The following is a 20002-nucleotide window of genomic DNA, read 5'->3' as shown; positions in this document are numbered from 1 at the left end:
ACTCGATTCTCGCTTCGTCCCCATGACGTCAACGAGCGTAAAACAGGAAGTCGATGCGCTATTCGTTCGAAATCAGGAAGTTCATTTACAGCCAGTATTTCTTTGGCGGGTTGCGCATCGCGCTCGGCGTATCGCTGCCCGCCGTCCTGATGCTCACCGTCTTTCACAATCGCGAGCTTGGTTTCACGATCGCGACCGGCGCGCTCGGTGCGTGCGTCGTCGACATGCCCGGCCCGCTCAGGCACAAGCACAACGAGATGCTCGCGTGCACGGTGATCGGCTTTCTTGCGGCGCTCGCAACGGGCATCGCGACCGCGAATCCGATCACGCTCTGGCTGACCATCGTGCCGCTGACCTTCGTGCTGTCGCTGATCGTCGTGTACGGCAATCGCTGGCCGCAGATCAGCTTCGCGACACTCTTCATGATGGTCGTCACGCTGGAAGAGCATTTCACGCCGATGCAGGCGCTCATCAACGCATCGTGGATTTTGCTGGGCGGCCTCTGGTACACGTATTGGGCGACGCTGGTCTCACGGCTGCTCGTCTATCGCATCGAGCAGCAGGCGCTGGCCGAAAGCATCTTCAGTTGCGCGGAGTATCTGCTCGCGCGCGCCGAGTTCTACGACAGCGACGCCGATCTCGACGAGTGTTATCGCGTGCTCATCGAAAAGCAGATTGCGGCCGTCGAGCGGCAGGAAGCGGCGCGCGACATCGTGCTGCGCAACTTGCCGAAGGTGAAGAGCGGCAAGCTCGACGCGCGGCGCGCGCGGCTCTTCAATCTGTTCATCAACGTGGTCGATCTGCACGAGTTCTTCGTCGGCGCGCATACGGACTATCCGCTCGTGAGAAAGACGTTCGCCGGCTCCGACGTGCTGATCTTCTATCGCGACCTGATGCGCAAGGCGAGCGCGGATCTCGAGGAAATCGGGCTCGCGGTGCTGCAGAACAAGGCGGCCGGCCGGCAGATCAGCATGAAGGCCGAACTGCGCGCGATCGAATACGAACTGGAACTGATGCGCAAGCACGGGCTGCCGGAGAAGAATCCCGAAGCGTACGCGGCGGCGGCCGCCGTGTTCAGGCGTCTGTGGAGCGCGACGCGTCTCATCGACAAGATGCGCCGCCGCACGCGCGACGAACCCAGCGTCACCGAAACAGAAGTGCAGATCGACCACGCGCTGTCGCGCTTCATATCGAGCCGGCGCGTGCCGTTCATGCAGATATTCTCGAACCTCACGATGTCGTCGCCGAGTTTCCGGCATGCGCTGCGCGTGACGATCGCCGTGGGTATCGGCTTCTGGCTCGGGCGTCTCTTGCCGCTCACGAACGCGTACTGGATCGTGATGACGACCGTCATCATTTTGAAGCCCGGCTACTCGCTCACCAAGCAGCGCAACACGCAGCGGATCATCGGCACGGCGATCGGCTGCGCGGTGACCATCGCGCTGATCCTGTTCTTCAAGGAGCCGCATATCCTGCTCGTCGTGATGTTCGCGTCGATGGTGATGAGCTACAGCCTCCTGCTTTTCAACTATGCGGCGAGCGTCGTGTTCACGTCGTCGTATGTGCTGCTGATGTTCCATCTGCTCGCGCCGGGCAACATGCGGATCATCGGCGAGCGCGCGATCGACACCGTCGTCGGCTGCGCGATCGCGATCGCGGCGAGTCATCTGTTTCCGTACTGGGAATATCGGCTGATGGGCAAGCCCGTGAAGGATCTGCTCGCCGCGACGCGCAATTATCTCGAAGCGAGCTGGTGGTGGCGCGGGACGCAGACCGACAAGGCGCGCGCGGCTGCGGTTCACGCGCCGGCGGCCGAAACGCCGGTCGATCGCGCCGTGTTCGCCGATGCGAATGCGGGTGCGGTGGCGGCGACGTCGTCGGCCGTGGCGACGCCCGCGCAAACGGTGACGATCACGGCGGAAGCGGTCAGCGAACCGGTCGAGCCGATGGCCGCCACGCCGCCGCCCGCCGCCGATTCCGCGATGAAAGCCGCGAGCGCGACGGCGCAGCGTTTATCGTCGGTGAGCATCGGCGAGAGCACGGCGGCCACGGCGAGCAAGGGAGCATCCGCCGCGGCGACGGTGACCGCCACGGCGCTCGACCGCGACTTCCGCTACCGGCTCGCGCGCAAGAACGTGCATATCGCGTTCGCCAATCTCGCGCAGGCGTTCCAGCGCATGATGCTGGAGCCCAAGGCGCAGCAAAGGTATGCCGCCGAATTGAACGATCTGCTCGTGCAGAGCCATGTGCTCGCCTCGCAGATCACCGCCGCCGCGCCGCTGCTGCAATCGCTCAACGAGGTGGGCGGTCAGCCGTTCGAGCCGGTGCAGCGCACCTTCGGGATCGTGCGCGACAATCTCGCCGAGGCCGAGGGCGAACTGCCCGGCGCCGCCAAGCCCGATGCGCCGCCCGCTCACGCGGACGCGCTCAAGCAACTGCGGCGCGATCTGGACAAGATGGTCGTCGATGCAGAGCGCGCGCAGTCGCTGCCCGCCGATGCGCTTCACGATCTCAAGCTGCTCGCGCATCAATGCAAGCAGATGCTGACGGCGTCATCGCTGATCGAGAAGGACGCCGCGCAGATTCGCCTGCCGGTTTGACGCGTGCCTACTGCGACGCGCCGACCGCCGGCACGGCGGGCCGCACGTCGCTCGCCGCGGATGGCTGCGCGTTTTCCTCGTCGAACTCGCGCTTCTCGCGGATCGCGTTGAACAGGATCGTGCCGATCACGATCAGCACCACGACGACGATGAACACGCTGACGGCGCGGGTCGGATTCTTTTTCGGCGTACCGTCCGGGCGGCGCGGATCGCGGGGGTCGTGGCTCATGAATGGATTCGTGGCGGCGTGTCGGGAAGAACCCGCTATGGTACTCGGGTTGGGTTTCAGTTGGATTGCGGGGCGCCCATCGTCGTTTCGCAACCCGCGCCGCCATCGCGAAATTCTCTGCTGCACGCGCGCGCTTGAACGCGGCCCGTCCGATTGACGATACTAGTCACGATTCCATGCGCGTCCGATCCCGGGAAGGGCTAAAGGGGCAATCCCGGGATACCTAGTGACCGGACGTGTTGAGCCGCCCGCCCGGGCGGCTTTTCTTATGTGTCGGCGGTTCAGGGTTCGAGCGTGGGGCGCACCGGCAACGCCGTCGAATACTTGATCTGCTCCATCGCGAAACTCGAGCTCACGTCATACAGCGGCACGGCGCGAATGAGTTGCTTGTAGACGCGATCGTAGTCGTCGATATCCGACACCACGACGCGCAACAGATAATCGGTCTCGCCGCTCATCCGGTACACCTCGACCACTTCCGGAATATCGCGCACGGCGCGCGTGAAATCGTCGGCCCAGGTCTGCGTGTGCTGGTTGGTGCGTACCGCGACGAACACCGTCGTCCCGACGCCCAGCTTCTTCGGATCGCACAACGCAACCTGCGCGCGGATCACGCCCGTCTCTTTCAGACGCTGCACGCGTTTCCAGCACGGCGTCTGCGAAAGGTTCACGCGCTGCGCGAGTTCCGCGATGGGCATCGTCACATCCTGCTGAAGCAATTCGAGCAGCTTGCGGTCGATGAGGTCCATTCCCATGCTGCACCCCTTATAGGAAATTATTCTATTTCTTGATGGTCGAGCGGAATTATATGGAAACTAATTCTGGAGGCAAGCCGGTATAAATGAGCGGATCGAACAACAACGACGCGACGGCTCATCCACTATGCGACTCGAACATGTCAGCCGCCTGGCGCGGCCCTCTTCATCGGCTTTGGCGGCTTCCCCGGCCGCCGATTGTGCCGCGTTCCGAAACCCCGCGCTCGAACGACTGTGCCGCGAAATCGACGCCGCATTCGCCGCCGCCGAAGCGGATTCGCGCGCGTCGTTCGGCGAGCGCGTGCGCCTCGCGCTGCAACGCGCGATCGCCGATCCGGGTCTGCTGCGCCCCGATCAGCGCGTGAGCGATCCGCGGAACTATTGCCGTCATCTGCTCGCCGCCGACCCGCTCAACCGTTACGCGATCGCCGCGCTCGTCTGGGAGCCGGGGCAAGCGAGCCCGGTGCATGGTCATCGGACATGGTGCGGCTATGCGGTGATCGATGGCGCGCTCGAAGAAACGCTTTATCGCTGGGATGCAGTCGCCCATCGCGCGATCGAGACGCGGCGTCATCCGCGCGCGCCGGGCGCGGTGTCCTATGTGGATGCGGGACGCGGCGCGATTCATCAGCTCGGCAATCCCGCCGATGCCGCCGCGCGCGCCGTATCGCTGCATGTCTACGGCGTCGCGGGCGAGCAGATCGCCACACACGTCAACGATCTGCTCGCCGCCTGAAAAAAGCTCAGCCCTTCCCCGGCTCGGACGCGGTCGGAATCTGCGGCGGAATCTGCACGGATTGATCGGTCGGCGGCGGCGCCGGCTGGGGTTCGTGCGAAACGTCGCGGGCCGCGGCTGCGGCGATCTTCGTCTCGCGCACAAAGGCCGGCCCGGCCGCGAGTTCTTCTTCCTCTTCCACCGGCGCCGGCGCCTCGCCCGTCCAGATGCGCCGCGCGCGCTCGCGTCCTTCGGCGTCGGCGCCCGACATCGCGTCGCGCGTCATTTGCACGTGCATCTGCGGAACCGGAATCTCGATGCCGGCTTCGTCCATCTTGCGCTTGATACGCAGATTGAACGCCCGCGCGACGCTCCATTGCTGCAACGGGCGCGTCTTGATCTGCCCTTTCACGACCATCCAGTTCGGATCGAAGCGGTCGAGTCCCCACACTTCGACCGGCCCGAGCATTTCGAGCCGATAGCGGAAATCGTCCAGCAGATCCGCGCCGACTTCGCGAATCATCTGCGTGACCTGGTCGACGTCCGCCGAAAACGGCACGCGCACCTCGAACACCGCGTACGCGAAATCGCGCGACAGATTCTTCACCGTCTTGATCTGCGAGAACGGAATCGCGTGGATCGCGCCCTGGCCGTCGCGCAGGCGCACGGTGCGGATCGTCAGGCTTTCGACGATGCCCGCGTGACCGCCTTCGACCTCGATCGAATCGCCGACCGAAATCGTGTCCTCGATGATGATGAAAAGCCCGGTGATCAGATCCGCCACGAGCGATTGCGCGCCGAAACCCACCGCGAGGCCGATCACGCCCGCGCCCGCGAGCAGCGGCGTCACATTCAGGCCGAGATTCGCGGCGGTGACGATCGCGGCCACCGTCAGCAGGAACACGAACACCACGTTGCGCACGAGCGGCAGCATCGTGCGGGCGCGCATGCTCGGGCCGCGTCCGCCGCGCCGCGCCGCGTCGGGCCTGAGCGCTTCCTGAATGCCCGTGTCGATCAGAATCCAGATCAGCCAGACGACGAAGAACGTCAGCACGATCATCCCGACCGCGTGCGTGATGCCGCGCGCGGCGACGCTCTCCTCGGCCATGTGCGCGAGCGAGAATCCCCAGAAACGCGACGACAATTCGAGGAACACGAGCCAGACGCCGACCACGATCATCGTGCCGACGAACTTGACGAGCCTGCGCACATACGCCGACTGGCGGCGCGGTTTTCTCGACTTGGGCCGCGTGATACGCACGACGATCGCCGAGAGAAAGAACGCGACGACGAGCAGGCCCGCGGTGGCGATCGCCATCTGCAGCACGTTTTCCGACGTACCGATGCCCATGAGCGTCGCCACGACCGACGCCGACGCGAGCAGGAGCAGCGGCAACTGCCAAAGCGACGCGACCACTTCGAACGTCTCGGTCGCGGCCTTGCGCGTGTTGCGCTGCTCGTACGTGCGGCTGCGGATCAGATGCGCGACGGGCCGCTGGAACGCGAGCGCGAAATACGCGGTGAGCGCCGCGGCGCCCATGTTCGCGCACGTCGAGATCAGCGCGGAGAGATTGGTGCCGAGCTGCTGCGCGACGTCGTAATTCGCGGCGGCGTCGCCGAGCGCGCCGAGCGTGCCGATCAGAAAGAGAAGCCGCCGCGCGCGGCCGATGAGCAGGTTCACCGCGACGCGCCGGTGCGCCGAGCCGAACAGCGAGAACATGATGAGACAGATTGCGGAGAACACCGCGCCCGCGACGATTGCGTAAGCGGTGACCATCGCGAGCGTGCGGCCGAGCGACAGCGGCATGTAGTGCGTGAACGTGAGCGCCGCGAGGAACGCGAACAGGTACGGCGCGACGCGGCGCAGCGTGAAGAGCAGCAGTTCGCGCGTCGTCGGGTTCGAATGCAGGCCGCTGTCGATGCCGAATCGCGCCCGCACGCGCCGCTGCAGATAGACGAGCGCCATCGCGCATGCGCCCCAGCCCGCGAGCGTCGCGAAATAGTTGAAGAGCGTGCGGCCGAACGATTCGCGGCTCTGGCTCGTGACGATCGTGAAAAGCTCGTTGCCGGCGGCGTTGAAGCGTCCGACCCAATAGGCGATAGGCGTCTTGCCGCGCTTCACGTCGGCCTCGATGTTCGTGAGCGCCGACGCGATCGCGCCCAGCAAGCCCGCGTTCTGCGCGATGGTCGCCACGACCGACGATGCCGTCGTTCCCGAAGTCGGCTGTGCGCCCGCTGCCGTGCCGCTCGCGGCTGTGTCCGCCGTCGCGGAGGTCGCCGCGCCGGATGCCGGAGCGGTGGAATCGGCGGCGCGCTTCGCATCGCGCAGATGCTTGAGCTGCGCGACGAGCGCCGTGCGCTGCTTGTCGCTATCGAGGGTGGCGATGATGTTGTCGAGCGAGCGCAGCATCTCGGCGTCGGACATCGCGGGCGCCGACGCGGCATCCGGTGCGGATGCGGGCGCGGCCGGCGTGATCAGTTCCTGGAACGTGGGCAGCGTGAGGGCCTGTGCGGCCTGGACGGCAGGCGAGGCGAACACGATCGACGCGGCCAGCGCGGCGAGCATCGACGACATTGCAAGCGAAAACGCGCGCGCAGCGTGGCGCGCGAGTGCGGCGCGCAACAGCACGCACGCCGCCATCCAGGAGATCGCGCCAGACGCCGCCGCGCTTCGCGGCGCGAGCTTGCGTGACTTCATAACGGTCTCGATTTCTGAAAGTCCGCCAGTTTAGCGGCTATAACAGGGAGGCCGCCCAAAGCGGACGTAACCGAATGTTAAGCGCTTCTGCGTTGATTTTTCAGACGAAACATCTCTATTTATCCATCTCGGTGCGCGCGCCGCTGGACTCGGACGTGGGTCCGGCGACCGAGCCTTGCGCGCTCGCTTGCGGATTCGACGCGCCGCCCGACTGCGCGGACCATTCCTGCAGCTTGCGCCCCGCCGATTGCAAGCCCGCGCCCGTCGCGCTCGCGGCATTGTTGATCGCGGCGTTCGTCGCGCTCGCCGCGCTGTCGAAGTTCGATCGCGCCGTCGCGGCGACGCTGCTCGCGGAGACATCGGGCATCGATCCGGCGCTGTCGATGTTCTGCTGCGCCGATTGTTTCGCGGCATCGACCTTCTGGCCGACGTAGCTCGCCGCCTGGTCGAACTTCTGGCTCGTCTGGCTCGCCAGATTGTTGAGAGCGCTCGCGGCCTGCCCCGCGGTTGCGTCGTGCTTCTCGCACGCGGCCAGCACGCCCAGCGCGGCGAGCGTCACGGCGATGCGGGTCATGGGAGTCATCTGCATGGTGATACCTTCCTTCGTCTCGAAACTCGCGCCCATCATACGCTGTCGGTGCGCGTCGCTTCGCGCCGTCACATGCGAAGCGCGGCGCGAATAGTAGACTGATCCGCGCGGCGCGAGCGCGATGGAGCGGCGCGCGGCATCGAGCATCCGACAACCCATTCCCTGACGAGGTTAGCGATGGCTGCCAAGAAGATTCTGTTTCTCACCGGCGATTTCGCCGAGGACTATGAAACGATGGTTCCGTTTCAGGCGTTGCAGGCCGTCGGCCATACGGTGGATGCGGTGTGCCCCGGTAAAAAGCGCGGCGACACCGTGAAGACGGCGATCCACGATTTCGAAGGCGATCAGACTTATACGGAGAAGCCGGGACATCGCTTCACGCTGAATGCGAGCTTCGACGACATCGATCCGGCCCGTTACGACGCGCTCGCGATCGCAGGCGGCCGCGCGCCGGAATATCTGCGCCTGAACGATCGCGTGCTCGAACTCGTGCGGCACTTCGCGCAGGCGAACAAGCCGATCGCCGCGGTCTGCCACGGCGCGCAATTGCTCGCGGCGGCGGGCGTGATCGAAGGGCGGCGCATTTCCGCGTACCCGGCGTGCGCGCCCGAAGTGCGGCTCGCGGGCGCGACTTACGCCGATATCGCCGTCGATGAGGCCATCACCGATGCGAATTTCGTCACCGCGCCCGCATGGCCCGCGCATCCGGCGTGGATCGGGCAATTCCTGGCGCTGCTCGGCACTCGAATCGAACCTTGAAACCTTGCATCGCAGGGGAACCTCGCCTCTGGTCAACGGGGTGCGCCAGCCTTACATATAGCTGGCGCAAACGATTTACCCGCGGTGAGCGGCGAATAGAATTTTCCCTCTACATTTCGGAGACTTCTGGTTTTGGCACGCTATACGGTTGGCATATATTTGCCGCCGTCCCGCCTCCCACGAAGTCTCGCACCATGCTCTTCATGAATGTCGCCGTCGCCCTTGTCGCAGGGTTGATGCTCTTCGAGCCGTTCACTCGCGCCCCTGTCTCCCGCTTCACCACTCCACGCATGCGTCGCAGTCTCGCTCACCGCGCTTTCTGTCAGGCGGGCGCTGCATTCTTCGCGGCTCTGCTCATCGCGACGAGCCCGCCCGCGCCCGAACGAATTTCGCCGCTCGTGGTGTACTCGGTCGCGCTATTGCTGGTGTGCGCAGCGGTCTACTGGATCGGGCGCGGCAAACGCTTGCTTCGGCAGCCACGCGTGTTTGCGAACATGTATTGATCTCCCAGCGCGGCGCACATTGCGCCGCGTTTTGCTTTCGGCAGCGGAGATGACTGCCGCTTCTCTCCCCATCATTTCCTTTCGACGTCCGAACGACGAGACCCGGCTCCCCCGCGCTTTCCGGTATATTCGCGCCAAGACTTTCGACGAACGCACGGACGAAAAAAAAGGCGCTACGTTTCCGTAGCGCCTTAAAAGTTCTAGCCATTCCGAGGGCCGTGCTAGAACCTGAGAGCCTGTCTCCGAAGCTCGGGCGGTAAGCGCTGAAGCGCACGTCACCCCGGGTTTCGAAATTCGGTTCCATTTTTTCCGGGATCGCTGCTCAAGTCAAGCAAAATCTCGCGGTCCGGGCAACTGCCCAAGTTTCGTTCAACATGCACCGAAACACATAAAAGTTTCGTTGCGAGTACAGCTTATTCTGAAGGTTTGCATCGTTTGCAAGTTTCTCGTGCTGGCCTTGTAGAATTGCGCCAGGTCATCAAACAAAACGATGTTTCACTTAACGAATGCCTATGCAAAACGAACCGTCGGTGGGCCGCGAACGCGCCCGGGAGAAGGACGGCGAGGAAGTCACCGCGCTCGCCCGCGGGCTCGATGTGCTGCGCCGGATCGCCGCCGCGGACGCGCCGGTGAGCAATCGCGAACTGACCGACTGGACGGGAATTCCGAAGCCCACGATATCCCGGATCACCGCGACGCTCGTCGGCGCCGGATTGCTGCACCGCTTGCCCGACAGCGAGCGCTTCGTGCTGACGGCGTCCGTTCTCGAACTGAGCAACGGATTCTTACGTAATTTCGATATTCGCGCTCGAGCGCGCCCGTTTCTTATCCGTCTCGCCGAGCGCACTGGTCTCTCGGTGCACCTCGCCGTGCGCGATCGTTTGGAGATGGTTGTAATCGATGCCATTCGTCCGCGGTCCGCCGTTCTGGTGTCGCGGCTGGAAGTCGGCGGCAGGATGGACCTGAGCCGCACCGCTGTCGGACGCGCGTATCTCGCGGTGTTGTCCGACGCGGATCGGCGTGCGCTGATCGGCAGCTTGCAGATCGCATCCGGCGACGACTGGCCGGCCATCGCGGGCGGCTTGCAACGCGGCCTCGACGATGCGTTGCGCCTCGGCTTCGCGATCTCCATCGGCGAATGGCATCACGGATTGAATGCGGTCGCGGCGGGCTTCGTCGGGCCGTCCGAAGAACGCTATTCGGTCAATTGCGGCGGCGCCGCGCATCAGTGTCCGCGCGACATATTGATCGACGAGGTCGCGCCCGCCCTGCTCGATTGCGTCGAGCAGATCACACGCGAGATCGGCGGAACGCACGCCCCGAACCTATTGCGCGCCGCCAGTTAGACTACGCGACGGCCGCCGCGCGGCCGAACGCCTTCGAAAGCGCGGCCGGTTGCGCGTGTAACACTCGTAATCAACAGAAAGAAAGGCCGGTGGACGCCCTCGGGTGCGGGACGTAGCATCATGCTTCGCGCGCACCGGGGTCGCGCCGGATTGCTCGCCTAACTCGACAGGCAGCCTTTCCAGCCGCTTTCAACGGCCCCGCGTCATTCACGGCCTCCGCTTCGGTCTCGGTTCATGCGCGCGGCGCATCGTCTGGCGCTTGAACCGTGACCGCCGCCCGTCCGCGCTCCGAACAGATTTGAAAGACCAGCCTCCGAACCGATGGACGACCAAAAGAATCCCCCAGGGCACTCGCGCCCGACGCCTCCGACGCCTGCCGCCATCGAACCCGCGCCGCGGCGGCGCCGGGTCGTGCCGCTCATCGTCGCGATCCTGATCGTCGCCGGCGCAGTTGCGTGGTGGCATCCGTGGAATCGCGGCGAGAGCGGCGGCACGAGCGGCGCGCCGGAAGCCCGTCAAGGCGGAAGGCGCGGCATGCCGAATCCGATGAATCAGCCGCAGCCGGTGCATGTCGCGACCGTCACGCAAGGCGAAATGCCTGTGGTCATCAATTCGCTCGGCACCGTGACGCCGCTCGCGAACGTCACGGTCAAGACGCAGTTGAACGGCACGCTCGTCGATGTCGCGTTCAAGGAAGGCCAGATGGTCAAGAAGGGCGACGTGCTCGCGCAGATCGATCCGCGTCCGTATGAAATCTCGCTGCGCAACGCCGAGGGCACGCTCGCGAAAGACCAGGCGCTGCTGCAGACCGCGCGCCTCGACCTGCAGCGCTATCAGACGCTGCTCTCGCAGGATTCCATCGCGAAACAGCAGGTCGACACGCAGGCGTCGCTCGTCAAGCAGTACGAAGGCGCGGTGAAGTCGGATCAGGCCAACGTCGATACCTACAAGCTCGATCTGACCTACGCGCGCATCACGGCGCCGGTGTCGGGGCGCGTCGGCTTGCGTCAGGTCGATCCGGGCAACTACGTGACGACGGGCGACACGAACGGCCTCGTCGTCATCACGCAGTTGCAGCCGATCAGCGTGATCTTCACCACGTCCGAAGACAATCTCGCCGCGATTCTCAAGCCGCTGCACGCGGGCACGAAGATGTCGGTCACGGCGTATGACCGCGCCAATACCACGTCGCTCGAAGCGGGCTATCTCGAGACCGTCGACAACCAGATCGACACGACGACCGGCACCGTCAAGCTGCGCGCTACCTTCGACAACAAGGAAGGCATGCTTTTCCCGAATCAGTTCGTGAACACGAAGCTGCTCGTCGATGTCATCAAGAACGCGACCATCGTGCCGACGCCGGCGGTGCTCAACGGTTCGTCGGGCGCGTTCGTGTACGTCGTGAAGCCGGACAACACCGTCACCGTGCGCAACGTGAAAACCGGCCCGGTCGACGGCGAGCGCACCAGCATCAAATCCGGACTGCAAGTCGGCGAGCGCGTGGTCATCGACGGCTCGGACCGCCTGAAGGAAGGCGCGAAAATCACGATTCCGGCTGAAAAGGCGAAAGCGGCATCGGGCGCGTCGGGTGCATCGGGCGCGTCGGCTGCGGCGCCGGCTTCGGCGGCGTCGGGTGCGCGCCACGGCGGTCATCGGCGTCAGCAATCGCAGCAGTAAGCGCAATTCGAAAGCATGAATCCATCCCGCATTTTTATTCTGCGTCCGGTCGGCACGGCGCTCCTGATGGCGGCGATCATGCTGGTCGGCCTCGTCGCGTTGCGCTTTTTGCCGCTCTCGGCGCTGCCCGCCGTCGACTATCCGACGATCCAGGTCCAGACGTTCTATCCGGGCGCGTCGCCCGACGTGATGACGTCGAGCGTCACGGCGCCGCTCGAAAAGCAGTTCGGGCAGATGGCGAGCCTGAACCAGATGTCGTCGCAAAGTTCGGCGGGCGCATCGGTCATCACGCTGCAGTTCAGCCTTGATTTGCCGCTCGATATCGCCGAACAGGAAGTGCAGGCGGCGATCAACGCAGCGGGCAACCTGCTGCCGTCCGACCTGCCCGCGCCCCCGATCTACGCAAAGGTGAACCCCGCCGACGCGCCGATCATGACGCTCGCGGTCAGCTCCAAAACCTTGCCGCTGACACAAGTGCAAGACCTCGCCGACACGCGTCTCGCGCAGAAGATCTCGCAGGTCGCGGGCGTCGGCCTCGTATCGGTGAGCGGCGGCAATCGCCCTGCCGTGCGGATTCGCGCGAACACGCGCGCGCTGGCGTCGTATGGCCTGAACATCGACGATCTGCGCACGACGATCTCGAACCTCAACGTCAACACGCCGAAGGGCAACTTCGACGGCCCGACGCGCGCCTACACCATCAACGCGAACGACCAGCTCACCGACGCCAACGCGTACAAGAGCGCGGTCGTCGCGTATCGCAACGGCCGTCCGGTGATGCTGACGGACGTCGCGAGCATCGTCGAGGGGCCGGAGAACACGAAGCTCGGCGCATGGGTCGATTCGACGCCCGCGATCATCCTGAACGTGCAGCGTCAGCCGGGCGCGAACGTGATTGCGGTGGTCGACGGCATCAAGAAAATCCTGCCGCAATTGCAGCAATCGCTGCCGGCCGCGCTCGACGTGCGCGTCGTCACGGACCGCACGACGACCATCCGCGCTTCGGTGCGCGACGTGCAGTTCGAACTCGCGCTGTCCGTCGTGCTGGTCGTGCTCGTCATCTATCTGTTCCTCGCGAACGTCTACGCGACCATCATTCCGAGCTTGTCGGTGCCGCTGTCGCTCGTCGGCACACTCGCGATCATGTACCTGTGCGGCTTCTCGCTGGACAACCTCTCGCTGATGGCGCTGACCATCGCGACCGGCTTCGTGGTCGACGACGCCATCGTGATGATCGAGAACATCGCGCGTTACGTCGAGGAAGGCGATCCGCCGCTCGAAGCGGCGCTGAAGGGTTCGAAGCAGATCGGCTTCACCATCATCTCGCTGACGGTCTCGCTCATCGCCGTGCTGATTCCGCTGCTCTTCATGGGCGATGTCGTCGGCCGCCTCTTCCACGAGTTCGCGATCACGCTCGCGGTGACCATCGTCATTTCGGCAATCGTCTCGCTCACGCTCGTGCCGATGATGTGCGCAAAACTCCTGCGCCACACGCCGCCGAAGGAAAGCAAGCGCTTCGAGGCGCGCGCGCATCAGTTCATCGATTACGTGATCGGGCGTTACGCGGTCGCGCTGGAATGGGTGCTCGCGCGCCAACGCGCGACGCTGTTCGTCTTCGTGCTCACGCTCATTCTGACCGCCGTGCTGTACGTGTACATTCCGAAGGGCTTTTTCCCGACGCAGGACACCGGCGTGATCCAGGCGATTACGCAAGCGCCGCAGGCCGCGTCGTACCAGGCTGTCGCGGACCAGCAGCAGGCGCTCGCGAAAAAGATTCTGCAGAACCCGGACGTCGAAAGCCTCACCTCGTTCGTCGGCGTGGACGGCTCGAACATCACGCTGAACAGCGGGCGCATGCTCATCAACCTGAAGCCGCGCGACGACCGCAGCAATACGTCGAGCGATGTCATCCGCGAGATTCAGAGCGAAGTCGCCGATATTCCCGGCATCAAGCTGTACATGCAGCCGGTGCAGGATTTGACGATCGATTCGACCGTCAGCCCGACGCAGTATCAGTTCATGCTGACGGACCCGAACGCGTCGGAGTTCGCGGAATGGGTGCCAAAGCTCGTCGAGCGGCTGCAACACACGTCCGTGCTGACGGACGTCGCCACCGATCTGCAGCAGAACGGCCAGTCGGTTTATATCGAGATCGACCGCGAGACAGCCGCGCGCTTCGGCATCACGCCCGCGACCGTCGACAATGCGCTCTACGATGCATTCGGCCAGCGCATCATCTCGACGATTTTCACGCAATCGAACCAGTACCGAGTGATTCTCGAAGCCGAACCGTCAGACGCGCATTACAGCGAAACGCTGAACGGCATCTATCTGCCCTCTTCCACCGCGACCAACGGTCAGGTGCCGCTCTCGGCCATCGCGAAGTTCCACGAACGCGCGGCGCCCTTGCTCGTCACGCACCTCGGCCAGTTCCCGGCGACGACCGTTTCCTTCAATCTCGCGAAGGGCGCGTCGCTCGGCGAGGCCGTGAAAGCAATCGAGCAGGCCAAGGAGGAAATCGGCTTGCCCGCGTCGTTCCAGATCCGCTATCAGGGCGCCGCGCTCGCGTTCCAGGCGTCGCTGTCGAACGAGCTGTTCCTGATTCTCGCGGCCATCGTCACGATGTATATCGTGCTCGGCGTGCTGTACGAGAGCTTCATCCATCCGATCACGATTCTCTCGACGCTGCCGTCCGCAGGCGTCGGCGCCCTGCTCTCGCTGATGATCACCGGGCACGATCTGGACATCATCGGCATCATCGGCATCGTGCTTCTGATCGGCATCGTGAAGAAAAACGCGATCATGATGATTGACTTCGCGCTCGAAGCGGAGCGCGATCAGGGTAAGCCCCCGCGCGAAGCGATCTTCCAGGCGTGTCTGCTGCGCTTCCGCCCGATTCTGATGACCACGATGGCCGCGCTCCTCGGCGCACTGCCGCTGATGCTCGGTTGGGGCGCGGGCTCGGAGCTGCGGCGTCCGCTCGGCGTGGCGATCGTCGGCGGCCTGATCGTGTCGCAGTTGCTCACGCTGTTCACGACGCCCGTCATCTATCTCGGCTTCGATTCGCTCGCCCGCAAGCTGCGCGCGCGCTTTCATCGCGACGCGCCGCCGGCCCCGGCCAGCGAGGGCCGCTGAGTCATGAACCTGTCGCGCATCTTCATCGCCCGGCCCGTCGCCACGACGCTGCTCGCGGTCGGCATCGCGCTCGCGGGCATGTTCGCGTTCGTGCGCTTGCCGGTGGCGCCGTTGCCGCAAGTCGACTTTCCGACCATCTCCGTGCAGGCGTCCTTGCCCGGCGCGAGTCCGGAGACGGTGGCGACGAGCGTCGCGAGTCCGCTGGAGCGACATCTGGGCACCATCGCCGATGTCAGCGAAATGACCTCGATGAGCTCTGTCGGCACGACGCGCATCACGCTGCAATTCGGCCTGAATCGCGATATCGACGGCGCCGCGCGCGACGTGCAGGCCGCGATCAACGCCGCGCGCGCCGACCTGCCGACCGCGCTGCGCCAGAATCCGACGTACCACAAGGTCAACCCCGCCGACGCGCCGATTCTCGTGCTCGCGCTCTCCTCGCCCACGCGCACGGCGGGCTCGCTCTACGATTCCGCGGCGACCGTGCTGCAGCAGACGCTCTCGACCGTGCCGGGCGTCGGCGAAGTGGACGTGAGCGGCTCGGCGAATCCGGCCGTGCGCGTCGAGCTCGAGCCGGGTGCGCTCTTTCACTACGGCATCGGGCTGGAGGACGTGCGCGCCGCGCTGGCGTCGGCGAACGCGAACAGTCCGAAGGGCGCGATCGAGTTCAAGGGCACGCGCGTCCAGCTCTACACCAACGATCAGGCGAGCAAGGCCGCGCAGTACAAGGACCTCGTGGTCGCGTACCGCAACGGCGCGGCGGTGAAGCTTTCGGATGTCGGCGAAGTGGTCGATTCCGTCGAAGACTTGCGCAATCTCGGCCTCATCAACAACAAGCGCGCGGTGCTCGTGATCCTGTATCGCCAGCCGGGCGCGAACATCATCGAGACGATCGACCGCGTGAAGTCGATGCTGCCGCAGTTGCAGGCCGCGCTTCCCGCCGACGTGCAGATCACGCCGACCGCCGACCGCTCCACGACCATCCGCGCATCGCTGCACGATACCGAGCTCACGCTCGTGATCGCCGTGGCGCTCGTCGTGATGGTCGTGTTCCTGTTCCTGCGCAACTGGCGCGCGACGCTGATACCGAGCGTCGCCGTGCCGATCTCGATCATCGGCACGTTCGCGGCGATGTATCTGCTCGGCTTCTCGCTCGACAATCTCTCGCTGATGGCGCTGACCATCGCGACGGGCTTCGTCGTCGACGACGCGATCGTCGTGCTCGAGAACATCACGCGGCATGTGGAAAAAGGCGTGCCGCGGATGCAGGCCGCCATACTCGGCGCGCGTGAAGTCGGCTTCACGGTGCTGTCGATCAGCGTGTCGCTCGTCGCCGTGTTCCTGCCCATTTTGCTGATGGGCGGCATCGTCGGGCGGCTGTTCCGCGAATTCGCGCTCACGCTGTCGCTCGCGATCGCGGTGTCGCTCGTCGTCTCGCTGACCGTCACGCCGATGATGTGCTCGCGCCTGCTCGAAGAGCCGCACGAGCGCAAGCAGGAAGGCCGCGTCGCGCGCTGGCTGGAGCGCCAGTTCGATCGCATGCAGCGCGGCTATGCGCGCACGCTCGGCTGGGCGCTCACGCATCCGCGCACGATTCTCCTGATCCTGCTGGCGACCATCGGGCTGAACGTTTATCTGTACGTCATCGTGCCGAAGGGCTTTTTCCCGCAGCAGGACACGGGCCGCATCATCGGCGGCATTCAGGCGGACCAGAGCACGTCGTTCCAGGCGATGAAACTCAAGTTCGCCGAGATGATGAAGATCGTCGAAGCGGACCCGGCCGTCGACAGCGTCGCGGGCTTCACGGGCGGGCGCTCGACCAATTCGGGCTTCATGTTCATCTCGCTCAAACCGAAGAGCGTGCGCAAGGTGTCCGCCGATCAGGTCATCAACCGCCTGCGCAAGCCGCTCGCGGAGGTCGCCGGCGCGCGCACCTTCCTTCAGGCGGTGCAGGACATTCGCGTGGGCGGGCGGCAATCGAACGCGCAATATCAGTTCACGCTGCTGTCCGACTCCACGGCGGACTTGTACAAGTGGGGGCCGCTTCTCACCGAGGCGCTGCAAAAGCGCCCCGAACTCGCCGATGTCAACTCCGACCAGCAGCAAGGCGGCCTCGAAGCGATGGTCACGTTCGACCGCGCGACGGCCGCGCGCCTCGGCATCAAGCCCGCGCAGATCGACAACACGCTCTACGACGCATTCGGCCAGCGGCAGGTATCGACCATCTACAACCCGCTGTCGCAGTATCACGTCGTGATGGAGCTCGCGCCGAAATACTGGCAGGACCCGGAGATGCTCAAGCAGATTTACATCAGCACGTCGGGCGGCACGGCGAGCGGTTCGGCATCGACGCAATCGACGACCACGTCCGGCACGACGACGACCGCGTCCACTTCGGCGACGGGATCGACGGGCGCGGGCGGTTCCTCGACGAGCACGTCCGACACAACCGCTGCCCTTGCGCTGGCCGCCGTGAAGAACTCGGCGACCAACGCGATCGCGGCGACGGGCAAGAACGGGTCGTCGTCGGGTGCTGCGGTGTCGACATCGAAGGAAACGATGGTGCCGCTTTCCGCGATTGCGAAGTTCGGGCCGGGCAACACGCCGCTTTCGGTGAATCACCAGAGCCAGTTCGTCGCATCGACGATCTCGTTCAATTTGCCGCCGGGCAAGTCGCTCTCCGACGCGACCGCGGCGATCTACGAGACCATGGCCACGATCGGCGTGCCGCAGACCATTCACGGCAGCTTCCAGGGCACGGCGCAGGCGTTCCAGCAATCGCTCAACGACCAGCCGCTCCTTATTCTGGCGGCGCTCGCAGCGGTTTACATCGTGCTCGGGATTCTGTACGAGAGCTACATCCATCCGATCACGATTCTCTCTACTTTGCCGTCGGCGGGCATCGGTGCGCTGCTCGCGTTGCTGTTGTTCAAGACGGAGTTCAGCATCATCGCGCTGATCGCGGTTATTTTGCTGATCGGCATCGTGAAGAAGAACGCGATCATGATGGTCGATTTCGCGATCGAGGCGACGCGCCACGGCGCGCAGACGCCGCAGGACGCGATCCGCGAGGCGTGTCTGTTGCGCTTTCGCCCGATCATGATGACGACCGCCGCCGCCCTGCTCGGTGCGCTGCCGCTGGCGTTCGGCAGCGGCGAAGGTTCGGAGATGCGTGCGCCGCTCGGGATCGCGATCGTTGGCGGGTTGATCGTGAGTCAAATGCTCACGCTCTATACGACGCCTGTGGTCTATCTTTATATGGATCGGTTTCGGATTCGCGCGGAAGAACGGCGCGCTCGGCGGCAGCGCGGGGCGGGGCCGGCTGGCGCGGCGGAGTGAGGTTTTGCTCTTTGTTTTCTCCGGATCGCGGAGTGGGCGTTTGTTGTTGGTCCTTCGCCGGATCCCGGAGTGGGCGTTTGTTCTTGGTCCTTCGCCGGATCCCGGAGTGGGCGTTTGTTCTTGGTCCGTCGCCGGATCCCGTTTTGCTCTCGGTCTATTAGCACTGCCGCCCCGCACAGGGGCAACGTTAATAGACCGACACGAAAACGGGATCCGGCGAAAGCCGAAGCCACCGACCAAAAAAAAGGAACCGCAAGCAAAGGAGACTTCCGCACATGAACTCGCTGAAGGTTCTGCTGATCGGCGCCCACGGCCGCACGGGCCGCCTCATCGCCGAGCGATTGCATCGGCAAGCCATGCCATTCCGCGCAATGCTGCGCAAATCCGCGCACAAGAGCGAGTTCGCGGCGATGGGCGCCGAAATCCTGCTAGGCGATCTCACCAACGACTTTTCTCACGCCTTCGATGACATCACGCATGTGATCTACGCAGCCGGATCGGCGGACAACGAAGGCGTCAACGAGGAACGCGCGATCGATCGCGATGCCGTCATGCGCACCGCCGATTACGCCAGGCGCCGCCGCGTGCAGCAGCTCGTCGTCGTGAGCGCGCTATCCGCACTTCATCCGGCGCGAAGCAGTTTTGCATTGCGCCATTACTCGCGGATGAAGCGCGAAGCCGACGAATACGTCGCGCATCGCGGTGTGCCGTTCGCGGTTCTTCGGCCAGGGCCTTTATCGGACGCGCCGCCGCGCGGGACCATCGCGCTCGCCGACGAACTCACTGAACACACGCCCGAAGTCGCACGCGCCGACGTCGCGCGCATCGCCGTGCGATGTGTGACGCTCGGCATCCGCGACCGATTGATCGCGTTCGTCGGCGGCGACGTGCCGATCGATACCGCGCTCGCTTCGCTCAGCGCGGTCCGTCACGCCACGCCGACGAGCCTGTAACCCACGCCCGTCTCGGTCACGATATGTTCCGGCTGCGCGGGATCGCGCTCCAGCTTCTGCCGCAGATGCGCCATGTAAATGCGCAGATAATGCGGGCTTTCGACATGCGACGGCCCCCACACTTCCACCAGCAATTGCCGATGCGTCAGCACTCGCCCCGCGTGACGCACGAGCGTCGATAGCAGCCGGTATTCGATCGGCGTCAGATGCACGTTTTCGGCGTGCTTCGTGACGCGGCGCAGCGCGAGATCGACGGTCACATCGCCGAAAGTCACGACCGGCGTCTCGCTCGCGGACGCCTGATTGCGCCGCCGCAAATGCGCGCGAATCCGCGCCATCAGCTCGGAAACGCCGAAGGGCTTCGTGAGGTAATCGTCGGCGCCGGCATCGAGCGCGGCGACTTTCTCCTCCTCCTGCGTGCGCGCCGACAGCACGATGATCGGCAGCTCGGTCCAGCCGCGCAGTTCGCGGATCACGTCGATGCCGTCGGTGTCCGGCAGGCCGAGATCGACGATCACGAGATCGGGCTTGCGCGTCGCGGCTTCGACGAGACCTTTCTGACCGGTGTCCGCTTCGTGGACCGTCATGCCCTGCGCTTCGAGCGACACGCGCACGAAGCGCCGAATCTGCTTCTCATCCTCGATCAGGACGACGGTAAAGGACGGCTCGCTCATCGGATAGCCGTCCGCGCGGTTTCGCGTCGC

General features: G+C 64.7%; 14 protein-coding genes. 9 read left to right on the top strand and 5 right to left on the bottom strand.

What is annotated here, in order from left to right; all coding sequences use genetic code 11:
- Positions 1-53: 53 nt before the first annotated feature.
- On the top strand, positions 54-2600 hold the full coding sequence (locus tag QCE49_RS04335; protein ID WP_250456490.1) for an FUSC family membrane protein: 2547 nt from the start codon (positions 54-56) through the stop codon (positions 2598-2600).
- Positions 2601-2607: 7 nt separating this feature from the next.
- On the opposite strand, the gene QCE49_RS04330 is transcribed toward QCE49_RS04335, so the two are convergent.
- Both QCE49_RS04330 and QCE49_RS04325 read right to left on the bottom strand, forming a co-directional pair.
- Positions 2608-2829 (bottom strand): hypothetical protein, encoded by a 222-nt coding sequence (locus tag QCE49_RS04330; RefSeq protein ID WP_008350594.1) that lies wholly within the window; start codon positions 2827-2829, stop codon positions 2608-2610.
- A gap of 281 nt (positions 2830-3110) precedes the next feature.
- Positions 3111-3584 carry an Lrp/AsnC family transcriptional regulator gene (locus tag QCE49_RS04325; RefSeq protein ID WP_033536869.1) on the bottom strand — a complete coding sequence of 158 codons (474 nt, stop codon included), beginning with the start codon at positions 3582-3584 and terminating at the stop codon, positions 3111-3113.
- Between the two features lie 127 nt (positions 3585-3711).
- On the opposite strand from QCE49_RS04325, the gene QCE49_RS04320 reads away from it, so the two are divergent.
- Complete coding sequence (locus tag QCE49_RS04320; RefSeq protein WP_051079032.1) at positions 3712-4320, top strand: cysteine dioxygenase family protein; 609 nt, start codon at positions 3712-3714, stop codon at positions 4318-4320.
- A 7-nt stretch (positions 4321-4327) separates the two neighbouring features.
- On the opposite strand, the gene QCE49_RS04315 is transcribed toward QCE49_RS04320, so the two are convergent.
- Together QCE49_RS04315 and QCE49_RS04310 are read right to left on the bottom strand one after the other, a co-directional pair.
- The gene (locus QCE49_RS04315) at positions 4328-6997 is read right to left on the bottom strand and encodes a mechanosensitive ion channel family protein (protein WP_250456491.1); all 2670 of its coding nucleotides are present in this window, start codon (positions 6995-6997) and stop codon (positions 4328-4330) included.
- A gap of 115 nt (positions 6998-7112) precedes the next feature.
- A complete protein-coding gene (locus QCE49_RS04310; RefSeq protein ID WP_051079045.1) occupies positions 7113-7586 on the bottom strand; it encodes a hypothetical protein in 474 nt (157 codons plus the stop codon).
- A 177-nt stretch (positions 7587-7763) separates the two neighbouring features.
- Between QCE49_RS04310 and QCE49_RS04305 the strand changes: the two genes are divergently transcribed.
- The 7 genes from QCE49_RS04305 (at position 7764) to QCE49_RS04275 (ending at position 19298) form a co-directional block, all read left to right on the top strand.
- Entirely contained in the window at positions 7764-8345 is a 582-nt protein-coding gene (locus QCE49_RS04305) for a DJ-1/PfpI family protein (protein WP_250456492.1), read from the top strand.
- A gap of 194 nt (positions 8346-8539) precedes the next feature.
- Positions 8540-8848 (top strand): hypothetical protein, encoded by a 309-nt coding sequence (locus QCE49_RS04300; protein ID WP_144403775.1) that lies wholly within the window; start codon positions 8540-8542, stop codon positions 8846-8848.
- 512 nt (positions 8849-9360) lie between these two features.
- Positions 9361-10194: an IclR family transcriptional regulator gene (locus QCE49_RS04295; protein ID WP_008350606.1), complete on the top strand. Its 834-nt coding sequence runs from the start codon at positions 9361-9363 to the stop codon at positions 10192-10194.
- 321 nt (positions 10195-10515) lie between these two features.
- Positions 10516-11871 carry an MdtA/MuxA family multidrug efflux RND transporter periplasmic adaptor subunit gene (locus QCE49_RS04290; protein WP_250456493.1) on the top strand — a complete coding sequence of 452 codons (1356 nt, stop codon included), beginning with the start codon at positions 10516-10518 and terminating at the stop codon, positions 11869-11871.
- A gap of 15 nt (positions 11872-11886) precedes the next feature.
- Positions 11887-15006, top strand: a complete 3120-nt coding sequence (locus QCE49_RS04285) for an MdtB/MuxB family multidrug efflux RND transporter permease subunit (RefSeq protein ID WP_008350610.1) — start codon at positions 11887-11889, stop codon at positions 15004-15006.
- 3 nt (positions 15007-15009) lie between these two features.
- The gene (locus tag QCE49_RS04280; RefSeq protein ID WP_250456494.1) at positions 15010-18345 is read left to right on the top strand and encodes an efflux RND transporter permease subunit; all 3336 of its coding nucleotides are present in this window, start codon (positions 15010-15012) and stop codon (positions 18343-18345) included.
- Positions 18346-18620: 275 nt separating this feature from the next.
- Entirely contained in the window at positions 18621-19298 is a 678-nt protein-coding gene (locus tag QCE49_RS04275; RefSeq protein WP_008350614.1) for an SDR family oxidoreductase, read from the top strand.
- Here QCE49_RS04275 and kdpE read toward each other — a convergent pair.
- On the bottom strand, positions 19274-19972 hold the full coding sequence (kdpE, locus tag QCE49_RS04270) for a two-component system response regulator KdpE (RefSeq protein WP_008350616.1): 699 nt from the start codon (positions 19970-19972) through the stop codon (positions 19274-19276). The two genes, QCE49_RS04275 and kdpE, sit on opposite strands and share 25 nt — an antisense overlap.
- Positions 19973-20002: the final 30 nt, after the last annotated feature.

The organism is Caballeronia sp. LZ008 (assembly GCF_031451435.1).
Classification (GTDB): domain Bacteria; phylum Pseudomonadota; class Gammaproteobacteria; order Burkholderiales; family Burkholderiaceae; genus Caballeronia; species Caballeronia zhejiangensis.
Note: the sequence above shows the minus strand (reverse complement) of the source record. Positions and strands in the feature narration are given on the sequence as shown.

Coding starts and splice junctions, on each gene's coding strand:
- QCE49_RS04285 (WP_008350610.1), top strand. CDS start 11,887: ATGAATCCATCCCGCATTTTTATTCTGCGTCCGGTCGGCACGGCGCTC.
- QCE49_RS04320 (WP_051079032.1), top strand. CDS start 3,712: ATGCGACTCGAACATGTCAGCCGCCTGGCGCGGCCCTCTTCATCGGCT.
- QCE49_RS04295 (WP_008350606.1), top strand. CDS start 9,361: ATGCAAAACGAACCGTCGGTGGGCCGCGAACGCGCCCGGGAGAAGGAC.
- QCE49_RS04290 (WP_250456493.1), top strand. CDS start 10,516: ATGGACGACCAAAAGAATCCCCCAGGGCACTCGCGCCCGACGCCTCCG.
- QCE49_RS04280 (WP_250456494.1), top strand. CDS start 15,010: ATGAACCTGTCGCGCATCTTCATCGCCCGGCCCGTCGCCACGACGCTG.
- QCE49_RS04300 (WP_144403775.1), top strand. CDS start 8,540: ATGCTCTTCATGAATGTCGCCGTCGCCCTTGTCGCAGGGTTGATGCTC.
- kdpE (WP_008350616.1), bottom strand. CDS start 19,972: ATGAGCGAGCCGTCCTTTACCGTCGTCCTGATCGAGGATGAGAAGCAG.
- QCE49_RS04330 (WP_008350594.1), bottom strand. CDS start 2,829: ATGAGCCACGACCCCCGCGATCCGCGCCGCCCGGACGGTACGCCGAAA.
- QCE49_RS04310 (WP_051079045.1), bottom strand. CDS start 7,586: ATGCAGATGACTCCCATGACCCGCATCGCCGTGACGCTCGCCGCGCTG.
- QCE49_RS04315 (WP_250456491.1), bottom strand. CDS start 6,997: ATGAAGTCACGCAAGCTCGCGCCGCGAAGCGCGGCGGCGTCTGGCGCG.
- QCE49_RS04275 (WP_008350614.1), top strand. CDS start 18,621: ATGAACTCGCTGAAGGTTCTGCTGATCGGCGCCCACGGCCGCACGGGC.
- QCE49_RS04335 (WP_250456490.1), top strand. CDS start 54: ATGCGCTATTCGTTCGAAATCAGGAAGTTCATTTACAGCCAGTATTTC.
- QCE49_RS04305 (WP_250456492.1), top strand. CDS start 7,764: ATGGCTGCCAAGAAGATTCTGTTTCTCACCGGCGATTTCGCCGAGGAC.
- QCE49_RS04325 (WP_033536869.1), bottom strand. CDS start 3,584: ATGGGAATGGACCTCATCGACCGCAAGCTGCTCGAATTGCTTCAGCAG.